This window comes from Nonomuraea composti (assembly GCF_012034275.1).
In the GTDB taxonomy this organism is placed as follows: Bacteria; Actinomycetota; Actinomycetes; order Streptosporangiales; family Streptosporangiaceae; genus Nonomuraea; species Nonomuraea composti.
In genome coordinates, this window is record NZ_JAATEP010000003.1 from 1 (window position 1) to 18,735 (window position 18,735).

Here is an 18,735-nt window from a genome sequence, read left to right on the forward strand (position 1 = left end):
GGCCAGCGGCGCAAGGAAGCGAAGAAGGCACAGGTGGAGGCCGAGTTCGAGCAACTGTCCGAGGAGCCGACGGCCGGTGGCTTCCCTGTGCCGCCGCTCGACCTGCCGCACTACCACGGCGTCCAGCGGGATCGCGTCTGACGGACCTCAGGCCAGGCCGAGCAGGGCGGGGATGCTCGCCACGCCCGGCAGGAGGTGGGTGTGGCGGACGGCGCCGAGGGTGGCGGCGTCCTGGCTGCCGGTGAGGACGCCGGCCACGACGCGGGCGCCGGCGTTCGTGCCGGCTTGCAGGTCGCGGACGGTGTCGCCGGCGGTCAGGACGCGGCCGACGTCGTGCACGCCGGTCGCCTCCATCGCCCGGAAGATCATGTACGGGGCCGGCCGCCCGGTGGTGACGTCGTCCACGCACACGACCGCGTCGAGGACGCCGTGCTCCCAGCCGACCACCTTCAGCAGCTCGGTGGTGACCTCGCGATCGAAGCCCGTGGTGAGCGCCACCTTGACGCCCGCGGCGCGCAACGTGCCGATCGCCTCGGGGACGCCGGGCAGCGGCGCGGGCGGCCGGGCGGCATAGGCGGCACCGAGCCGGGCACGGAAGTCGGCGAAGGCGGCGTCGATCACCTCGGCTGCCGGTTCGCCGGTCAGCAGGGCGGCGATGGCCTCGCGCTTGTCGGCGCCCATCCAGCGCTCGATGTCGGCGGCCGACGGTGTGCCGCCCGCCGCCCGCACGGCCTCCTCCAGGGCGAGGTAGACGGCGCCGTGCTCTTCCACGGTGGTGCCGGCGATGTCGAGGACCGCCAGTTCGATCACGGGGTTTCTCCTTGCGCGGCTCGCGCGGCGAGCGGGTGGCTGGGGCTGCGCAGCAGCGCGGGGTGGGCCTGCTGCGAGTTGTCGATGGTGAACGAGACGAGGTCGGGCCGGTAGCGGTCGTCGGAGAACTCGACGGGCTCGCCGGCGGCGGAGGAGGTCTGGCGGCGCTCGCGCAGCAGGGGCGCGCCGCGCGGGATGCCGAGGAGCGCGGCGTCCGTGTCGTCGGCGCCGACGGCGTCGATGACGTGGCGGGCCCGGCTGAGGTCGACGCCGCGTCCGCTGAGGTAGGCGAACACCGACCCGGAGTCGCAGTCGAAGTCGAACAGCAACCGCCCTATGGGCCAGACGAACGTGGTGCGCTCGACCATGGCGGGCAGGTCGTCCATGAGCCTCAGCCGCAGCATCTCCACGACCGGCTCGCCCTCCTCCAGCCCGAGCGCGTCGCACGCCTCCTGGCCGGCCGGGCGGCGGGCGATCTCGAGGGTGCGCTGCCCGGGCGTGCGGCCCATGAGCTGCACCCAGCGCGAGAACGACAGGAAGGTCTCGAACGGCTGGGGCATGCTCTGGCTGCGGACGACGGGAGGCTTGCCGCGCCCGCCGCCGATGAGGCCCTCGGCGCGCAGCGTGGCGAGGGCCTGGCGGATGGGGCCGCGCGAGATGCCCCACTGCTCGCACAGGTGCGACTCGGAGGGGATGGCCGCGCCCACCGGCAGCTCGCCGGAGCTGATGCGGCGGCGCAGGTCCGACGCGACGCGTTCGTGGAGAGGTGCGTCCATGCAACTTGACCATACAGGAGTGCGCACACTCCACGAAAGCCTGATCCCGCCTTCACCTGCGAAAATGACGGCCAGGCAAACGTGAGATGACATGTCCGGTCCGGGATTGACGCCGCCGGGCGGCGAGCGGCAGCGTACCTGTCATGACAAGTCACTTGCCGCGGGACACGTCCCTCGGCGCGGCCGATCTCGTGGTCGTGGGCGCGGGCATCGTGGGGCTGGCCCACGCCGTGGACGCCGTGGCCCGCGGGCTGTCCGTCGTCGTGGTCGAGCGGGACGAGCGCGCCGTCGGCGCCTCGGTACGCAACTTCGGCCACGGCTGCTTCACCGCCCAGGACGGCGACGCCCTGCGGTACGCGATGGCCGCCAGGACCGCCTGGCTGCGCCTGGCCAAGGAGGCGGGGCTCCGGCTCGACGAGAGCGGCACCGTCGTGGTGGCCCGCGCCGACGACGAGTACGCGGTGCTGCGCGAGTTCGCCGCCGCCCGCGACGGGCAGGTCGTGCTGCTCGACGGCCGCCGCGTGGCCGAGCGGGTGCCGGTCGGCGCCGGGGTGGTCGGGGGTGCCTGGCTGCCGCTGGACGTACGGGTGGATCCGCGCGAGGCCGTGCACGCCATCGCCGCCTGGCTGGCCGGGCAGGGCGTGCGCTTCCACTGGGCCACCACCGCGCACCTCGTCGAGCCCGGCCTGGTGATCACCAGCCGCGGCCGGATCAGGGCCGGGCACGTGGTGCTGGCCGTCGGCCACGACGTGGACCGGCACTTCCCCGGCCTGGCCGAGCGCGCCGGGCTGCGCCGCTGCGTCCTGCGCATGCTGCGGGTCGCCGACCCGCACGGCCGCCGCGTCGACCCGGCCGTGCTGTCCGGCTTCTCCCTCCTGCGGTACGCCGGCTTCGCCGCCTGCCCGACCGGGCCCGCGCTGCGCGCCCGCCTGGAGCGGGAACGCCCCGAGCTGACCGGCATCGGCCTGAACCTTATGCTCACCCAGCGCCCCGACGGCGACCTCATCGTCGGCGACACCCACGCCTACGCCGTCACGCCCGAGCCGTTCGGCGCCGACGAGCTCGACCGGCACATCCTGGACGAGGCCGCCCGCCTGCTCGGGTCCGGGCCGCTGGCGGTGCGCGAGCGGTGGCGCGGCGTCTACGCCTCGGCACCCGACCCGTTCCTGATCGCCGCCCCGATGCCGGGCGTGCGCGTCGTGTCGGTCACCTCCGGCATCGGCATGACCACCGCCCTGGGCCTGGCCCCCGAGATCCTCGACGACCTGCTGGCCTGACCAGCCCTTTTCCAGGAGATACCTATGCGCGCACGACCTGCCCTGGCCGCCCTGGCCGTGCTCCCGGCCCTGCTGCTGACCGGGTGCGGCGGCGGTGAGGCCACCACGGCCGCCTCGTCGACCTGCCCGAACGGGAAGATCCGCTTCGGCGTGGAGCCGTACGAGGACCCGGCCAAGCTCAAGCCCGCCTACGAGACGCTGGCCGCCGCGCTCCAGAAGACGCTGAACTGCCCGGTCGAGCTGAAGGTCGTCGAGGACTACTCGGCCGAGGTGCTGGCCATGCGCAACGGCCGGCTGGAAATGGCGCAGTTCGGCCCGCTCGGGTACGTCTTCGCCAGCACCAAGGCCGACGCCCAGCCCGTCGCCTCCTTCGCCGACGCCAAGGGCGCCCTGACCACCTACACCGCCGGCATCTGGGTGCCCGCCGACTCGCCGATCACCTCCGTCAAGGACCTGAAGGGCAGGTCGCTGGCGCTGTCCAGCCCCGGCTCGACCTCAGGGGACGCCCTGCCCCGTTACGCGCTCAAGACGCAGGGCGTGGCAGAAGCCGATGTCAAGATCGACTACGCGGGCGGCCACCCGGAGGCGCTGCTCGCCCTGACCAACGGCAAGGTGGACGCCGCCGAGATCAACAGCCAGCAGCTCGCCACCGTCCAGGCAGAAGGCGGCTTCGACCCCGCCAAGTACCGTCAGATCTGGACCTCCGACCCCATCCCGAACGACCCGATCACCGTGCACGGCAAGCTCGACCCCGCCGTCCGGCAGGCGATCACGTCGGCGCTGCTCAAGCTCGGGCCGGCCGACGTCGCCAAGGTCGGCGCCTTCCTCGACGTGAACCCGCCCGGGCCGCTCGTCGCCGTGCGCAAGGAGACGTACCAGCCGCTGTTCGACCTGGCCACCGCCCTCAACCTGACCGAGAAGGACGTATGACCATGACCTCGCCGACGTGGCCCGCCCCGCCACAGGTGGCGGCGAGGCTCGGCAGAGCCGCGTTGCACGTGCGCGGGCTGCGGAAGTCGTTCGCCGGCCGGACCGTCCTGGACGGTCTCGACCTGAGCCTCGCGCCCGGCGAGTTCCTCGCCCTGCTCGGCGCGAACGGCAGCGGCAAGTCCACCGCGCTGCGCTGCGCCGTCGGCCTGGAACGCCCCGACGGGGGCGAGATCCTGGTGCACGGCCGGCCCGCCGCGCCGCCGGATGGCGATGATCTTCCAGCAGATCCACCTCGTCCACCGCCGCACCGCGCTGGACAACGTCTGCGCCGGCGCCCTCGGACGGCTGCCGCTGCGCCGCTCGCTCGCCCCGCTCCTGTTCCCGCGCGAGCTGCGCGAGGAGGCCATGGTGTGCCTGGACCGCGTGGGCATGGCCGACCGGGCCGCCGAGCCGGCCGGGCGGCTGTCGGGCGGCCAGCGCCAGCGGGTCGCGATCGCCCGCGCCCTGTGCCAGCGGGCGGAGATCATCCTGGCCGACGAGCCGGTCTCCGCCCTCGACCCGGCCGCGGCCGAGCAGGTGGTCGCGCTCCTCGCCGACCTCGCCCACGAGCAGGGCCTGGCCGTCGCCGCCGTGCTGCACCAGCCCGACCTGGCCCGCCGGCACGCCGACCGCGTCACGGGGCTCCTGCACGGCCGCGCCACGCTCGACACCCCGGCCGCCGCCCTCACCGCCACCGACCTCGCCACCCTGTACGCCCCCGATCACCAGCACCACCCGGACGCCGACCAGGAGCACCAGTGAGCACCAGCGCGGGCGCGCTGCCGCCGGACAGCCGCCTCACCCCGCCCCGCCGGCGCCCGGTCACCACGCTCACCGCCGCCGTCACCGTGGCCGTCGTGCTCGCCCACGTGCTGGCCTGGAACGGCACCGAGTTCTCCCCCGCCGCCCTCGTCCAGGGCTGGCGCGGGATGGCCGACTTCGCCGGGCAGGCCCTGCCGCCGGACCTGTCATGGGACGGGGTGCTGCGGCCCGGCCTCCAGGCGGCGCTCGTCACGCTGGGCATCGGCCTGCTGGGCACCACGTTCTCGGTGCCGTTCGCGCTGGTGCTGGCATTGCTCGCGGCGCGCACGACGGCGCCGAACCGCTGGGCCTACCAGGCGGCCCGCTCGGTGCTGTCGTTCCTGCGCGCCGTGCCGGACGTCGTGTTCGCGCTGGTCTTCGTCACCGCCGTGGGGCTCGGCCCGTTCGCCGGCGTGCTGGCGCTGATCTTCCACAACACGGGGGTGATGGGCAAGCTGTGGGCCGAGGCGATGGAGGAGATCGACCTCGGCCCGCGCGACGCGCTGCGCGTCGGCGGCGCGTCGGGCGTCCAGGCCGCGGCGCACGCGGTGCTGCCCGCCGTGCTGCCGCAGTTCGTGGGGCTGCTGCTCTACCGCTTCGACGTGAACGTGCGCTCGTCCCTGGTGCTCGGCCTGGTGGGCGCGGGCGGCATCGGCTTCCTGGTCAACCAGTCGATCAAGCTCTTCCGGTTCGACGAGATGGTGACGCACCTGGCGATCGTCATGGTGCTCGTGGTCGCGGTGGACCAGCTCTCGGCGTACGTGCGCCGCCGCGTCGGCGGTTAGCGCGGGTCACACGGCCAGCGTGCGGCCGTGCTCGCCGCCCTCCACGGCCTGGACGTAGACGCGGGCGACGTCGGCCGCCGGAGTGCCGCCTTCGGGGTCCATGCCCAGGTCGAGGAGGGTTTCGCGGACCCAGCCGGGGCTGACGGCGTTCAGCCGGATCCCGCGCGGCATCTCGATCGCGGCGGCCCCGACGAACGCTTCCAGGCCGGCGTTGACGAGGTGCCCGAGCGAGCTGCCCGGGATCGGCGCGGCGAAGCGCCCGCTGGTGATCGTGACGGAGCCGCCGTCACGGACGTGGGCGAGTGCTCTGCGCACCAGCGTCACCTGGCCGATGAGCTTGCCCTGGAGCCCGCGCCAGTAGTCCTCGTCGGATGCCGTGTCCAGGGAGCTGAGGCCGCCGCTGGCGGCGCAGCACACGACCGCGTCCACCGGGCCGGTCTCGGCGAGCAGGGCGCCGATGGAGGCGGGGTCGTCCATGTCCACGCGGGGTGAGGTGTTGCGGGACGCGCGGACCACGTCGTGGCGTGCCTCCAGCGCTTGGGCGACCGCGCCGCCGATGGTTCCCGTCGCACCGATCACGATGACTTTCACGCTGCTCCTCCGTTGGGAAAGGGTTCGCAGGACAGACTGCGGCCGGCCGGCGGACCTCAGCCAGCCATCCGCCGTGCCTACACCTGACAGGTGCAGGCACCGGGCCCGCCGACCGGCGATACTGGCCCGCATGGACACATCGGGTGAGCTGGGCGAGTTCCTGCGATCGAGGCGGGCGCGGCTGCGTCCCGAGGACGCCGGGCTGCCGACGTTCGGCGGCCGGCGCCGCGTGCCGGGGCTGCGGCGCGAGGAGCTGGCCCAGCTCGCCGGCGTGAGCGCCGGCTACTACACCCGCCTGGAGCAGGGGCAGAGCCCGAACGCCTCCGACGCCGTGCTCGACGCCGTCGCCCGCGTGCTGCGCCTGGACGAGGCCGAGCGGGCCCACCTGTACGCGCTGGCCAGGCCGAAGGCGAAGGCGCGGCCCCGGGCGGCCAGGCCCGAGCGGGCCCGGCCCGGCGTAAGGCTCATGATCGGCTCGTTCGGGGACGTGCCCGCGCTGGTCATGGGCCGCTTCCTCGACGTCCTGGCCTGGAACCCGATGGCGCACGCGCTGCTGGCCGGGCACCTCGATCCCGACGCGCCCGACCGTCCCGCCGACCGGCCCAACATCGCGCGGATGTTGTTCCTCGACCCGCACATGCGGGAGCTGTACGGCGACTGGCCGGCCAAGGCCCGCTCGACGGTCGCGGACCTGCGGCTCATCGCGGGCCGGTACCCCGGCGCGCCGGGGCTGGCCGCCCTGGTGGGCGAGCTGACCGTGGGCAGCCCGGAGTTCGCGGCGCTGTGGGCTGCGCACGCGGTCGGCGACTGCGGCACCGACCCGCGCACCTACCACCATCCGGTGGTGGGCACGATGGAGCTGCTCACCGAGTTCATGACGCTGCCGAACGACGACGGGCAGCGCGTGGCCGTGTTCAACGCCGAGCCCGGCTCGCCGTCGGAGTCCGCGCTGAAGCTCCTCGCCGGCCTGACCGCCGCTCGGTGCCCGGCCGGGCTGGAGGCGCGCGAAGCCGGGCGGTGACCGCTCTCGGCCTGCTGCACCAGCTCGTACACGTGCCCTCTGAGCTGCGCGAAGCGCGGCAGCGAGCGGCCGCCCGCGCGCAGGTCCGCCGGGCCGGACCGGGCGGAGGCGTCACACCGCCGGCAACATCGCGATCCACGTGCCGGGGGCGGCAGTGCGGGCGGGGTGGTCAGCGGCGGAGGGCGACCAGTTCGCCCTTGCCGAGGTTGAGCGTGGTGACGGTCAGGGCCGGCTCGGCGAGGAGCAGGTCGCGGAGCGGGGCGATCTCCTCCGGGTGGGACAGGGCGTTGTCGGCCACCAGCACCCCGCCCTGGCGCAGCACCCGGAAGGGATGGGGCCACCAGGACGGGTACTCGGTGCGTTCGGCGTCGAGGAAGAGCAGGTCGACCGAGCCGTCCGGCAGGCCGGCGAGCGCGGTGCCGCCGTCGGCGACCCGGAACTCCACGTGCCCGGCCAGACCGGCCTCGGCGGTGGTGCGGCGGGCGTGCTCCTGGGCGGCGGCGTCGGTGTCGAGGCTGAGGACGTGGCCGCCGGTCGCCCGGGCGGCGTCGGCCAGCCACAGCGTGGACACGCCGCGGGAGGTGCCGACCTCCACCACGGCCCGCGCCCCGACGCTCTGCGCCAGGAACCACAGGAACTCCCCCGCGTCGGGCTCCAGGACCCGCCACCGGTCGAGCCGGTCCTGCTGGGCGGCGTCGTGCCGGGCCGCGGCTTCGTTCAGGGCCTCGATCGTCTTGCGTACTGTCTCGTCCACAGGAGAAGTGTGCCGTGGCCGCCGTTCCGTCGCGGCCCCGGGAGGCACCTGCGGCCACCAGGGGCCGCTACGCCGAGCGTGAGTAGGACAAGGGTGGCCGCGCCTGAGCCGACTGGAGCAGCTTGGCGCTGATCTGCTTGCGGGAGACGATGCCGAGCTTGGCGAACACCTTGCGCAGGTGCCACTCGACGGTGTGCGGGCTGATGAACAGCTGCGCGCCGATCTCGGGATTGGTCAGCCCCTCACCGGCGAGCCGGGCGATCTGCGCCTCCTGCGCGGTGAGCGCGGCCCGCTCCTCCACGGCCCGCCTGCGCACGGTCTCGCCGGTGGCCGACAGCTCGCGCCTGGCCCGCTCGGCGAACGCCTCCACCCCCATCCCGGCCAGCGACTCGTACGCGATGCCGAGCTGCTCGCGCGCGTCGACGCGGCGGCCCTCCCTGCGCAGCCACTCGCCGTAGAGCAGGTGGGCGCGGGCGAGCGTGGTGCGGACCTCGGTACGGCCGAGCCGCTCGATCGCCTCGCGGTACAGGGCCTCGGCGGCCTGGCCCTCGCTCACCTGGGCGCGCGCGCAGGCGGAGGTGCCGAGCGCCCAGTCGGTGCCGGTGGCCTGCGCCATCTCGTCGAGCGTGCGGGCGACCTCGGCGGCGCGGGGCCGCCGCCCGCTCCTGGCGGCGGCCTCGACGAGCTCGACCATGGACCTCATGTACGTGCCGCCGAGCGCCTGGGGGTGCTCGGCGCCGCGCTCGGCCGCCACGTACGCCTCCTCGTAGCGGCCGAGGCCGTTGCCGAGCACGGCGTTCGCCCATTGGGTGGCGGTGCGCACCTTGCCCTCGCCCTGGATGGCGGTGTCGCGCGTGATGGCCTCGCTGACCTGGCGCATCGTGGTCTCCCTGCCGCGCCACGCCTCCAGGACGAGGGCCGCGTACTGGGCCAGGAAGCGGCTGCCCGTCACCTCGCCGATCGTGGCCGCCTCGGCCACCAGCGTTTCCGCGACGCTGAGCTCGCCGGCCAGGACGCGGTTCGCGACGAGCATGTGCAGCGCCGACGGCAGCACGGACAGCGCTCCCGTCTCGCGGGCGAGGCCGGCCAGCCGCGCGGAGAGCACCGACCAGCTGTCGAAGTCCCACACGTTGTGGGCCATCCGGGAGGCGAACGGCAGCCAGCCGAGCCCTTCCTCCCTGGTCACCGCGTCGGCGCGGAAGGCGTCGAGGGCCCGGCGCACCAGCGGCACGCCCGCCGCGTACCCTTCGGTGGCCGACCGGGCCACGCCGTTCAGCAGCAGGTCGTGGCGCGGCGGCGGCGGGCCGGCAGGCGCGGCGAGCGTGGCCGCGGCGATGTCGGCGGCCTGAGCGCCGTCGGGCAGGTGGCCGGCGGTCATGGCGGCGTTCAGCGCGTCGCGGTAGGTCTCGCGGGCCAGGCCCGCGTCCAGCGGCTCCAGCCGCTTGCCGGCCTTGAGCAGCAGCGGCAGGGAGGCGCCGGCGCTGGTGGAGGCGAACGTGATCTGGCCGCGCAGCAGGTCGGCCTGGGCGCGGTCGCGCTCGTCGAGCGGGCTCAGCTCCGCCGCGTCCAGCAGCTCGTACGCGGCGTCGAACCCGCCGGCCCGGTACTTGGCCCGGGCCGCGGCCAGCCCTCTGACGCCGCGGCGCGCGGGATCGGGCGTCAGCTCGGCGGCCCGCTCCAGGAACGCCGCCGCCGCGGCCACGCCGCCGCGCGCCTGCGCCCGGCCGGCCGAGCGCTCCAGCTCGGCGGCCACCTCCTCGTCGGGGCCCGCCGCCGCGTTGGCGAGGTGCCAGGCGCGCCGGTCGGGGTCGGCGTCGGGGTCGGTGGCGTCGGCCAGCGCGCGGTGCACCCGCTGCCGGTCCTCCAGCGCGGCCACCCGGTAGGTCGCCGAGCGGACGAGGGGGTGGCGGAAGCGCACCCGTGTCCCGATGGTGATCAGCCCGGCCGCCTCCGCCGGCGCCGCCGCGCTCGCCTCGATGCCGAGCAGCTTGGCCGCCCGGGTCAGCAGGGTGACGTCGCCCACCGGCTCGGCCGCGGCGACGAGCAGGAGCTGCTGCGTCTCGGGCGGCAGCGGGCGGAAGCGGCGCAGGAAGCTCTGTTCGATCTGGCCGGCCAGCGGCCGGGTGCCGGGCCGGCCGAACCCGCCCGCCAGCTCCGCCGCACTCAGCCCGCGCGGCAGCTCCAGCAGGGCCAGCGGGTTGCCCTGCGCCTCGGCCACGATGCGGTCCCTGACCCGCTCGTCGAGCCGGCCGGGCGTCACCGAGTCGAGCAGGGCGCGCGCGTCCGTGTCGTTCAGCCGCGTCACCTCAAGCTGCGGCAGCCCGGTCAGCTCGCCGTCCAGGCAGGGCTCGCGGACGGCGAGCACCAGCCCGACCCGCTCGGCGAGCAGGCGCCGCGCGACGAACGCGAGGGTCTGCGCGGAGACCTGGTCCAGCCACTGCGCGTCGTCGACGAGGCACACCAGCGGCTCCTGCTCGGACACGTCGGACAGCAGGCTCAGCACCGCCAGCCCGACCAGGAAACGGTCGGGCGGCGTGCCCGCGCTCAGGCCGAACGCCGTGGCGAGCGCCGCGCGCTGCGGCGCGGGCAGCCGGTCGAGGCGGTCGAGGAACGGGGCGCAGAGCTGGTGCAGCCCGCCGTAGGCCAGCTCCATCTCCGACTCCACGCCGGCCGCCCTGGCGGTGCGGCAGCCGGCCGCGCTGTCGCGGGCGTGCTCCAGCAGCGCGGTCTTGCCGATGCCGGCCTCGCCGCGCAGCACCAGCACCGCGCCGCGGCCGGCCTGCACGGTGGCGACGAGCCGGTCCAGGGTCTCGCGTTCGAGCCGCCGGCCGCGTAGCGACGATCGGGCTTCCCTGCTCATTTCAGGCACCGCCTCCACCAACGGAACGAGGACGCCGAAGTGGGGGGAGGCGACCGGTTTTGATTTTATGTGTCGCGGTGCCCGCGCCGGCCGTCCGATGACCCGTTGAATCGGCGGCCCGTACGGTGACCTGCGCGTGTTGCACCGTCTCTCGCATCGAGGCGATCGAACGGCTCGGCCGCACCCGCATGCGCGACGGCCTCGCCCGCGCCCACCTGCTCCACGGCGAGTAGCTGCGCCGCGAAGGGCGTACGGACGACGCGGCGCAGCCGCTGCACACCGCGTGCGAGCTGTTCGCGGCCATGGGGATGGAGGGGTTCGCCGGGCGGGCCGAGCGCGAGCCGCTCGCCGCCCGCCTGTACGTCAGCCCGCGCACCGTCGAGTACCACCTCGGCAAGGTGTTCACCAAGCTCGGCATCACCTCCCGCCGCCAGCTCGGACGGGCCTCGTGACCGGCGGGCCGGACTACCGGTGGCGCCTGCGCGAGGTGATGGCCGCGCGGGGCCTGTTCTCGACGACCGCCCTGCGCCCGCTGCTGGCCGAGCGCGGCATCGGCCTGTCGCCGAGCCAGGTGTACCGGCTGGTGGCGGAGAAGCCGGAACGGCTCAGCCTGCGCACGCTCGTGGCCCTGCTCGACATCCTCGACTGCGCCATGGACGACCTCATCGAGCCGCTGCCGTCCCGGGCCGGCCGCCGGGGCGGACCAGGCCGCTCTCGTAGGCCAGGATGACGAGCTGCACCCGGTCGCGCACCTCCAGCTTGGCGATCGCCCTGGTGATGTGGGTCTTTGCGGTGAGCGGGCTGATGAAGAGCCGCTCGGCGATCTCGTTGTTGGACAGCCCCAGCGCCACGAGCCGCACCGCCTCCAGCTCCCGCGCCGTCAGGACGTCCAGCCGCCGGTCCGCGCCCGGCGAGAGGTCCTGCCGGTGGGCGAACTGCTCGACCACGCGCCGCGTCACGCCCGGCGACAGCAGCGCGTCGCCCGCGGCGACGGCGGCCACCGCCCGGCGCAGCTCGGCCGGCTCGACCTCCTTGGTGAGGAAGCCGCTGGCGCCGGCGCGCAGGGCGGCGAAGACGTGCTCGTCGCTGTCGAACGTGGTCAGGATGACGACCCGGCAGCCCGCGGCGCCCGGCTCCGCGAGGATGCGGCGGGTGGCGGTGATGCCGTCGGTGCCCGGCATGCGGATGTCCATGAGGATGACGTCGGGGCGGGTGCTCGCGGCCAGCCGCACGGCCTCGTCGCCGTCGCCGGCCTCGCCGACGACCGTGATGTCCTTGGAGCGGGCCAGCAGGCTGCGGAAGCCGGCCCGGACGAGAGCCTGGTCGTCGGCGAGGAGCACCCTGATCGTCATGCCGCCGAGCCTGCCACAGTGCCTGCCCCAGTGCCTGCCACAGGGATCTCGGCCCGGACGGCGAAGCCGCCGGGCACCGGCCCCGCGGTGAGCACGCCCCCGAGCGCGCTCACCCGCTCGCGCATGCCGGCCAGGCCGTGCCCCTCGGTCACCTCGGCGGCGCCCCGGCCGTCGTCGGTGACCTCGACGGTGACCGACTCCGGCCGGTAGCCGATCGTCACCCCGGCCCTGCTCGCGCCCGCGTGCTTGATCGTGTTGGCCAGCGACTCCTGGACGACGCGGTAGACGGCGATGGCGGGCACGGCCGGGACGGCGGCCGGGTCGCCGCGCTCGTCCAGCGTCACCTCCAGGCCGGCGGCGCGGGCGTCGGCGACGAGCGTGCGCAGGCCGGCCAGGTCGGGCTGCGGCGCGGTGTCGCCCGAGTCGTCACGCAGGGTCGTGATCAGGGTGCGCAGGTCGTTCATGGCGCGGTTGCGCACGTCCTTGGCCAGGCGCAGCGCGGTGGCGGCCGCCGCCGGGTCGTCCTCGTCGAGGGCGTCGGCGGCGACGTTGAGCTGCACGCCGACGAGGGCCAGCGTGTGGGCGATCACGTCGTGCACCTCGCGCGAGACGCGCAGCCGTTCCTCCGCCGCGCGTGCCCGCCCGTCGGCCTCGCGCAGCCGCTCGCGCCGGCGCGTCGCGGCGGCGTACAGCAGGCCCGCCGCGATGAAGGCCGCCAGCAGCAGCCCCTCGCCCGCGACGTGGAGCACGTAGCGGAACAGGTTCCGGTCCACGATCGCGCGGGCGTCGAACGCGGAGTACGCGAGCTGCGCCACGCCGACCACGGCCGCCCAGCGCACGCGGGGCGTGGTCGCGACGGTGAAGTACGCGGCCGCGACCGGCCAGATCCAGCCGGCCGGGGACCAGTTCCCCGCCAGGTGGTAGACGAGGACGCCGCCCACCGACAGCAGCAGCACGGCCACCGGCCACCGGCGCCTGACCAGCAGCAACGCCCCGAGGAACAGGCCGAGGGGGACCGCGTCGCCCATGGGCTGCCGCACGCCCGTGGCCAGGGCGATCGACACGAACACGACGAGAGTGACTGCGGCCAGCGCGACGTCGGCGATCCTCGCGAGGTGCCGGACGGGGGCGGGCTCGGCCATGCGCGGGCTCCTTGCTGCTCAGGGTGGGTGCCAGGGCCGGCGGGGTCACCGGCCCTGGCGGAAGTATCAGACGTGAGTGACCAGGAGCGTCACGCCCGCCTCGCCGCCGCAGTCGACGAAGACGGGGCCGACGCCGTTGCCGATCCTGGGCGAAAGGGTCGCCTTCGCCTCGAACCGCTTCGGGTCGTCCCTGACGATGCGGATGTTCTCCAGCACCGGATGCTCCCTGTCGAGGCCCGCGAGGACGGCCTTGAGCCCCTTGCCGCCGCCGCAGTGGCCGGTGATCGTCACCTCCTGGCCGCGCCTGGCGGTGGGGTTGGGGCTGACCTGCACCACCGCCCTGGCACCCTTCGGCGGCTTGGGCGCCGCCGTGCGCGCCGTCACGCCGGCCTTTTGGGCCGTCACATCGGCCGTGCGGGCGGTCACGTCGGCGGCGGCGATCGCGGTGGACGGGACGCCGGCCGCGCCCACGAGCCCGGCCATCAGGGCCAGCCCGGCGGCGACCGTCGTGAGGACACTCTTGAACATGATGTTTTCTCCCGGTTGTCGGCTTGTCCGGCCACGCTAGACGGGGCCTCACCGGGATCGCGTCCTCTCACGGCTGTCACTCTGAAGTGCACCGTTCGCCGTACACCTGCACCGAAGGGAGCAGGCGTGCGGACCTCACTGGGGCTGCAGGTAGACCACCGTCGCGAGCGGCACGCGCTCGCGGATGCGCTCCTCCGCGCCGCGCAACGCCTCGGCCACCTGCCCGTCCGTCACGGTGACGCGGGCCGCCACCAGCAGCTCCTCGGGGCCCAGGTGCAGGGTACGGAGCTGGGTGAAGTCGCGGATGGCGGTGTCGTGGCGCAGCACGTCCTCGATGGCCCGCTGGATCTCGGGCGACGCCGCCTCGCCGATGATCATGCTCTTGGTCTCCCGGGCCAGCGTCACCGCCACGACGATCAGCAGCAGGCCGATGGCGATCGAGCCGAGACCGTCGAAGAGCGGGTTCCCGGTGAGCAGGGCCAGCGTCACCCCGACGAGCGCGAAGGCCAGCCCCGCCAGGGCCGCGGTGTCCTCCAGCAGGACCACGGGCAGCTCCGGCGCCTTCGCCTCCCGGATGTACCTGGCCCACGACCGGCCGCGGCGCACCCGGCCGGCGTTGCGCACCGCCGTACGCAGGGACAGCCCCTCCATCACGATGGCCGCCACCAGCACCCCGACCGCCCACGGCCAGCTCTCCAGCGGATGCGGGTGCGCGACCTTCTCGTACCCCTCATAGAGCGCGAACAGCCCGCCGCCGAAGAACAGCACCACCGACACCAGGAACGCGTAGAAGTACCGCTCCCTGCCGAACCCGAACGGATGGTCGGGCGTGGGCTCCCGCTCCGCCCGCGTCCGCCCGAACAGGAGCAGCCCCTGGTTGCCCGAGTCGGCCACCGAATGGATGCTCTCGGCCAGCATCGACGACGACCCGGTGAAGACGAACGCCACGAACTTCGTCACCGCGATGCCGATGTTGGCCGCCAGCGCCGCCAGCGTCGCCTCCTGAGAACCGCTCCCGCTCACCCTGCTCCGCTCCTTCCGCCGCCGTCCACAGCGACACTGGCCAGTACCCGGGACGGGGCGGGACAAGCTTCGCGAGCGACGGAAACTGCCGGACGCCAGGCCGGCGACACGCCCCGCTCTCCACCTTGCGGCCTCGGCGGGTGCGGGACGTGGGCGATGTGCCGGGGTTATCGTGCGGGACGTGAGCGATGTGATCGAGTCCCACCGCGAACGCGTACGAGCCACCGACCCCCTCGTCGCCGTCACGGACCTCGGCAGCGTCACGGATCTCGGCGGCGGCGGCTGGATCGAGACCGCCGGCGCCGTCGGCGTGTCCGCCACCATCACGGCCGACCCCGCCGCCCGCGCGGTGCACTGGGGCCCGCCCACCACCCACTCCCTGCACGCCAGAGCCGCCGGCGACGACCCCGCGGACGCGCTCGGCCGCCTCCTCGACCGCTGGATCGCCGCCCTCGACCCCGAGCCGGGCGCCGGCCTCGTGGTGAGCTGGCCGAGCCGGGACACCGCACCGGTCGCGGCGCTCGCCCGGAGGGGGTTCGCACCGCGTTCCATCCGCGCCGTACGCACCCGCCCCGCCACCACCGGCGAGCCGCCCTCCCCCGGGGTACGGCAGGCGTCGGCGGGCGACCTGGACGTCCTGTGCGGGCTGTACCTGGAGCTGGTGGCCTACGAGGCGCAGTTCGGCTGGATCGAGGTGCTGCCCTCGACGCCCGCCGCCGCCCGCGCCGAGATCGAGGGCAAGCTGGCCCGCGGCGACGGCTGGTGCTGGCTCGCCGAGGCGGGCGGTGAGGCCGTCGGCATGCTCGCGGTCCACCACCCCGCGCACGCCGGCGGGCCCGCCACCTGCGTGAACGCCTCGCCGGTGGCGTACGTGGGCTCCATGTACGCGCGCCCGGGCAGCAGGGGACAGGGCGTCGGCGCCGCGCTGGCCGCCCACGCCCACGCCGTGGCGGCGGCGGCCGGCGTCGGCACGATCCTGGTGGACTACGTGGCCCCGAACCCGCTGTCCGGCCCCTTCTGGTCCCGCCAGGGCTACCGCCCGCTCATCACGACGTGGGGATGCCTCGTCCCGTTCGGCCATGGGGCCGCCCAGCGCGGCGGCTCAGCGCGGTGACGGGAGGACGGACAGGTCGCAGGCGTAGGCGTCGGGCGGGGCGTCCAGGAGCCAGACGATCATCGCTGCCAGCGACTCCGGGCGGATGCAGACCGCCGGATCGTACGGTCGCCCGAAGGCGCTCCTGACCTCGCCCAGCAGGTCGGTGGCCGTCGCCGCCGGGTGGACCGTGGTGACGCGTACCCCGTGGGCGGCCTCCTCCTCCCGCAGCGAGTCGGCCAGCTCCCGCAGCGCCGCCTTGCTGCCCACGAACCCCGACCAGCGGGCGACCCCCGTCAGGCCCGGCGAGGCGTTGACGAAGATCACGTGCCCTCTGGAGCGGCGTAACGCGGGCAGCGCCAGCCGGACCAGCTCGGCGGCGGAGGTCACGTTCACCGCCATCGTCCGCCGCCAGGTTTCGGGGTCGGCGTCGGCGACGGCCACGACGGGTGAGATCCCGGCGCAGTGCACCAGCGCCTGGACGTCGTCCAGGGGGCCGACGGCGGCGGCCAGCGTCTCAGGGGCGGCGAGGTCGGCCTCGATGCCCGGGACGTCCAGCCGGCCGATGTCGCGCCCCACGGCGGTCACCTGGTGGCCGGCCTGCGTGAGTGCGCTGACCAGCGCCGTTCCGATGCCTCCGGTGGCGCCGGTCACCAGCACGTTCCCCATCGACTTCCCCTCTCCAAGATCGCCCCGATCCTCGCACCCGCCGGGCCGCCCGTCATCCCGGGGACGTGGTGAGGAAGACGTCGCCGTTGCCGAGCGCGGCGCCGCCCTCCGGTGCCCCGTACGTCAGGCCCGCGATCGCGACCTGGCCGGAGGCGGTGGCGGCGGCGTACAGGTTGGGCTCGGCGAAGGGGTCGACGGCGTCGTCCCGCGCGGTGCCGAGCTGGCCGGCGGCGCGTTGCCGGCCGCGGCCGTCGAGGCGCAGGGTGAGGACGTCGGCGCCGCCGGCCGGCACCCCGACCCGGCCCCGCGTGTGCCCCGCGACCAGCACCTCGCCGCCGGGCAGCGGCGCGATGGCGGCGCCCTCGTCGGACGCCGAGGTGGCGAGCGTGTGCTGCCAGCGCCGCTTGCCTGAGGAGGTGTGGGCGACGGTCAGCGCGTCGCCGCCGGAGGCTCCCGTGGCGACGGCCAGGCCCGAGGTGGTGACGGTGACCGCGTTCAGCCGGTCGTCGCCGCCGCCTCCCACGGCGGCGGCCCACTTCCTGGCGGTGCCGTCGGCCGGGTAGGCGGCGATCCAGCCGTCCAGGCCGCCGAGCGCGGTCGTGCCGGGCATGGCGGCGCCGGTGCTGCCGACCACGTACACAGTGGCGTCGGCGTCGGCGTCGGCGTCGGCGTCGGCGTCGGCGTCGGCGTCAGTGCGGGCGGTGGCTGCGGTGGCGGTGGCTGCGGCGGTGGTGGCTGCGGCGGTGGCGATGCCGGTGGCCTTGTCCTCGCCCGGGCCGCCGTACTGGCGGATCCAGGCGACCTCGCCACCCGCGGTGAGGCGGGCGACGACGGCGTCCTTGTCGCCGGCGTTGGGCCCGTCGAGGGCGCCCTTGGTGTAGCCGGCCACGTAGGCGCCGCCGTCGGGGGCGGCGGTCAGGCCGTACAGGCGGTCGGCCGCGTCCGGCGCGCCGAACTGGGTGATCCACCGCACCGCGCCGTCGGCGCCGAGCCGGACCACGAACGCGTCGTCGGCGGCGTTGCCGGGGTGCCGGCCGTCCAGGTCGCCCTTGGTGTAGCCGGCCGCGAGCACCCCTCCGTCGGGCAGGGCCGCGAGGCCGTACAGGCGCTCGTCGGCCGCCGTGCCGAGCTGCCTGGTCCACTTCCCGGGACGGGTGACGACGGCGTCGAGGCGGCCGGCGTGCGGCTGGCCGCCGACGGGGCCGGAGGCCGCGTACGCGAGGGTCAGGGAGCCGTCGGCGTGGGCGGCGACGCCGCCGGCCCAGTCGGTGCCGGGGGTGCCGTGCAGCGGGGCGGGCAGGCCGGTCGGCGGCGTGGTGCTCAGGCCGGGGCCCAGCTCGGCCATGGCCTGCTCGAACGCGGGCGTCCACACCGTCCAGTCGTGGCCGCCGTCCAGGACGCGGAGCTGCGCGGAGATCGCGGGCGAGCGCCTGGCGGCGTTGTAGAGGGCGGCGGACTCGAAGTCGAGGTCGTGGCGGGCGTCGGCCGGGTCCGGGTTGGCGTACTCGTCGTCGCCGACCGCCACGAACAGCCGGACGGGCAGGTCCGGGTCCAGCGCGGGCAGCAGCGCGGGGTAGTTGAGCTCCCGGTACACCTCGTCGGAGAACTTCGTCCCGCCCGCCCCGAACGCGCCGTAGTCGCGGGCGGAGGAGTCGGACGGCGGCAGCGGCGTGTAGACGGCCGGGCTCAGCACGGCGGCGGCGCCGAACAGGTCCTGGTGCGCGAGCGCGAACCGCAGCGCGCCCGCGCCGCCCATGGAGTAGCCGCCGACGAGCCGCGCCTGCCTGATGGGCGCCGTCCGGTACGTGGCGTCCACGTGCGCGACCAGGTCCCGGGTCAGCGCCGTCTCGACGGGACGTCCGGGCAGGTCCGCGCCGGTGTAGCGGGAGTCGACGTACCAGCTGCCGCGCTCGCTCCAGGGCGCGTCGGGCATGACCGCAATGACGGGCGGGATGCGCTTGGTACGGATCATGTCGTCGAGGGTCGTGCGCACCCGCGTCCACGCCTGCATGGTGTCGCCGCGCCCGTGCAGCAGGTAGAGCACCGGGTAGCGGGCCTGGCTCCGGTCGTAGCGGGCGGGCAGGTAGACGTTGTAGGCGACGTCCTCGCCCAGGGCGGGCGAGGGGGCCGCGCCGGTGGCGAGCGTCCCGCTCACGCGCACGTCCGTCTCGCCTGGCAGTGCCGTCAGGACGAGCGCGACCAAGACGGCGAGCACACCGGCGAGGGTCCATCGGGGAACGGGGGGCATGTACTCTCCTGTAAACGTTTACCGTAGGCACGTGGT

The 18,735-nt window shown here is 75.1% G+C and carries 18 protein-coding genes and 1 pseudogene; 8 read left to right on the forward strand and 11 right to left on the reverse strand.

The window, feature by feature from the left end; all coding sequences use genetic code 11:
* Positions 1 to 147 precede the first annotated feature (147 nt).
* A complete protein-coding gene (locus HCN51_RS05375) occupies positions 148 to 810 on the reverse strand; it encodes a phosphonatase-like hydrolase (RefSeq protein WP_168007427.1) in 663 nt (220 codons plus the stop codon).
* Entirely contained in the window at positions 807 to 1,586 is a 780-nt protein-coding gene (locus HCN51_RS05380; RefSeq protein ID WP_168007429.1) for a GntR family transcriptional regulator, read from the reverse strand. The genes HCN51_RS05375 and HCN51_RS05380 overlap by 4 nt, the downstream gene beginning before the upstream one ends.
* Before the next feature lie 143 nt (positions 1,587 to 1,729).
* Between HCN51_RS05380 and HCN51_RS05385 the strand changes: the two genes are divergently transcribed.
* From HCN51_RS05385 to phnE, 4 genes and pseudogenes are all read left to right on the forward strand, one after another.
* Entirely contained in the window at positions 1,730 to 2,863 is a 1,134-nt protein-coding gene (locus tag HCN51_RS05385; protein ID WP_168007431.1) for a TIGR03364 family FAD-dependent oxidoreductase, read from the forward strand.
* 24 nt (positions 2,864 to 2,887) lie between these two features.
* A complete protein-coding gene (locus HCN51_RS05390; RefSeq protein WP_168007433.1) occupies positions 2,888 to 3,793 on the forward strand; it encodes a phosphate/phosphite/phosphonate ABC transporter substrate-binding protein in 906 nt (301 codons plus the stop codon).
* Positions 3,794 to 3,795: 2 nt separating this feature from the next.
* A pseudogene (locus HCN51_RS61090) lies at positions 3,796 to 4,594 on the forward strand (phosphonate ABC transporter ATP-binding protein).
* The gene (phnE, locus tag HCN51_RS05405; protein WP_346433541.1) at positions 4,591 to 5,418 is read left to right on the forward strand and encodes a phosphonate ABC transporter, permease protein PhnE; all 828 of its coding nucleotides are present in this window, start codon (positions 4,591 to 4,593) and stop codon (positions 5,416 to 5,418) included. The pseudogene HCN51_RS61090 and the gene phnE overlap by 4 nt, the downstream one beginning before the upstream one ends.
* Positions 5,419 to 5,424: 6 nt before the next feature.
* On the opposite strand, the gene HCN51_RS05410 is transcribed toward phnE, so the two are convergent.
* Complete coding sequence (locus HCN51_RS05410) at positions 5,425 to 6,009, reverse strand: short chain dehydrogenase (protein ID WP_168007437.1); 585 nt, start codon at positions 6,007 to 6,009, stop codon at positions 5,425 to 5,427.
* Positions 6,010 to 6,139: 130 nt separating this feature from the next.
* Between HCN51_RS05410 and HCN51_RS05415 the strand changes: the two genes are divergently transcribed.
* Positions 6,140 to 7,030, forward strand: coding sequence for a helix-turn-helix transcriptional regulator (locus tag HCN51_RS05415; protein WP_206066612.1), 891 nt, complete (start codon positions 6,140 to 6,142; stop codon positions 7,028 to 7,030).
* 169 nt (positions 7,031 to 7,199) lie between these two features.
* On the opposite strand, the gene HCN51_RS05420 is transcribed toward HCN51_RS05415, so the two are convergent.
* Both HCN51_RS05420 and HCN51_RS05425 read right to left on the reverse strand, forming a co-directional pair.
* Complete coding sequence (locus tag HCN51_RS05420; protein ID WP_168007439.1) at positions 7,200 to 7,784, reverse strand: class I SAM-dependent methyltransferase; 585 nt, start codon at positions 7,782 to 7,784, stop codon at positions 7,200 to 7,202.
* A 67-nt stretch (positions 7,785 to 7,851) separates the two neighbouring features.
* The gene (locus HCN51_RS05425) at positions 7,852 to 10,644 is read right to left on the reverse strand and encodes a helix-turn-helix transcriptional regulator (RefSeq protein WP_168007441.1); all 2,793 of its coding nucleotides are present in this window, start codon (positions 10,642 to 10,644) and stop codon (positions 7,852 to 7,854) included.
* A gap of 302 nt (positions 10,645 to 10,946) precedes the next feature.
* Here HCN51_RS05425 and HCN51_RS59020 point away from each other — a divergent pair, with 302 nt between their 5' ends.
* Both HCN51_RS59020 and HCN51_RS05435 read left to right on the forward strand, forming a co-directional pair.
* Complete coding sequence (locus HCN51_RS59020) at positions 10,947 to 11,096, forward strand: LuxR C-terminal-related transcriptional regulator (protein WP_240972491.1); 150 nt, start codon at positions 10,947 to 10,949, stop codon at positions 11,094 to 11,096.
* Positions 11,093 to 11,374, forward strand: coding sequence for a helix-turn-helix domain-containing protein (locus HCN51_RS05435; RefSeq protein ID WP_346433542.1), 282 nt, complete (start codon positions 11,093 to 11,095; stop codon positions 11,372 to 11,374). The genes HCN51_RS59020 and HCN51_RS05435 overlap by 4 nt, the downstream gene beginning before the upstream one ends.
* Here the strand turns inward: HCN51_RS05435 and HCN51_RS05440 are convergent.
* The 4 genes from HCN51_RS05440 to HCN51_RS05455 all read right to left on the reverse strand — a co-directional run bounded on the left by HCN51_RS05440 (position 11,307) and on the right by HCN51_RS05455 (position 14,689).
* Complete coding sequence (locus tag HCN51_RS05440) at positions 11,307 to 11,996, reverse strand: response regulator transcription factor (protein WP_168007443.1); 690 nt, start codon at positions 11,994 to 11,996, stop codon at positions 11,307 to 11,309. The genes HCN51_RS05435 and HCN51_RS05440 overlap by 68 nt on opposite strands.
* Positions 11,993 to 13,138, reverse strand: a complete 1,146-nt coding sequence (locus HCN51_RS05445) for a sensor histidine kinase (protein WP_168007445.1) — start codon at positions 13,136 to 13,138, stop codon at positions 11,993 to 11,995. Before HCN51_RS05445 ends, HCN51_RS05440 begins: the two co-directional genes overlap by 4 nt.
* A 66-nt stretch (positions 13,139 to 13,204) precedes the next feature.
* Entirely contained in the window at positions 13,205 to 13,666 is a 462-nt protein-coding gene (locus HCN51_RS05450) for a hypothetical protein (protein WP_168007447.1), read from the reverse strand.
* A 135-nt stretch (positions 13,667 to 13,801) separates the two neighbouring features.
* Positions 13,802 to 14,689: a cation diffusion facilitator family transporter gene (locus HCN51_RS05455; protein ID WP_168007449.1), complete on the reverse strand. Its 888-nt coding sequence runs from the start codon at positions 14,687 to 14,689 to the stop codon at positions 13,802 to 13,804.
* A 181-nt stretch (positions 14,690 to 14,870) separates the two neighbouring features.
* On the opposite strand from HCN51_RS05455, the gene HCN51_RS62130 reads away from it, so the two are divergent.
* On the forward strand, positions 14,871 to 15,803 hold the full coding sequence (locus tag HCN51_RS62130) for a GNAT family N-acetyltransferase (RefSeq protein ID WP_168007451.1): 933 nt from the start codon (positions 14,871 to 14,873) through the stop codon (positions 15,801 to 15,803).
* On the opposite strand, the gene HCN51_RS05465 is transcribed toward HCN51_RS62130, so the two are convergent.
* Together HCN51_RS05465 and HCN51_RS61095 are read right to left on the reverse strand one after the other, a co-directional pair.
* Positions 15,792 to 16,451: an SDR family NAD(P)-dependent oxidoreductase gene (locus tag HCN51_RS05465; RefSeq protein ID WP_168007454.1), complete on the reverse strand. Its 660-nt coding sequence runs from the start codon at positions 16,449 to 16,451 to the stop codon at positions 15,792 to 15,794. The genes HCN51_RS62130 and HCN51_RS05465 overlap by 12 nt on opposite strands.
* 52 nt (positions 16,452 to 16,503) lie before the next feature.
* The gene (locus HCN51_RS61095) at positions 16,504 to 18,699 is read right to left on the reverse strand and encodes an alpha/beta hydrolase-fold protein (protein WP_168007456.1); all 2,196 of its coding nucleotides are present in this window, start codon (positions 18,697 to 18,699) and stop codon (positions 16,504 to 16,506) included.
* Positions 18,700 to 18,735 lie beyond the last annotated feature (36 nt).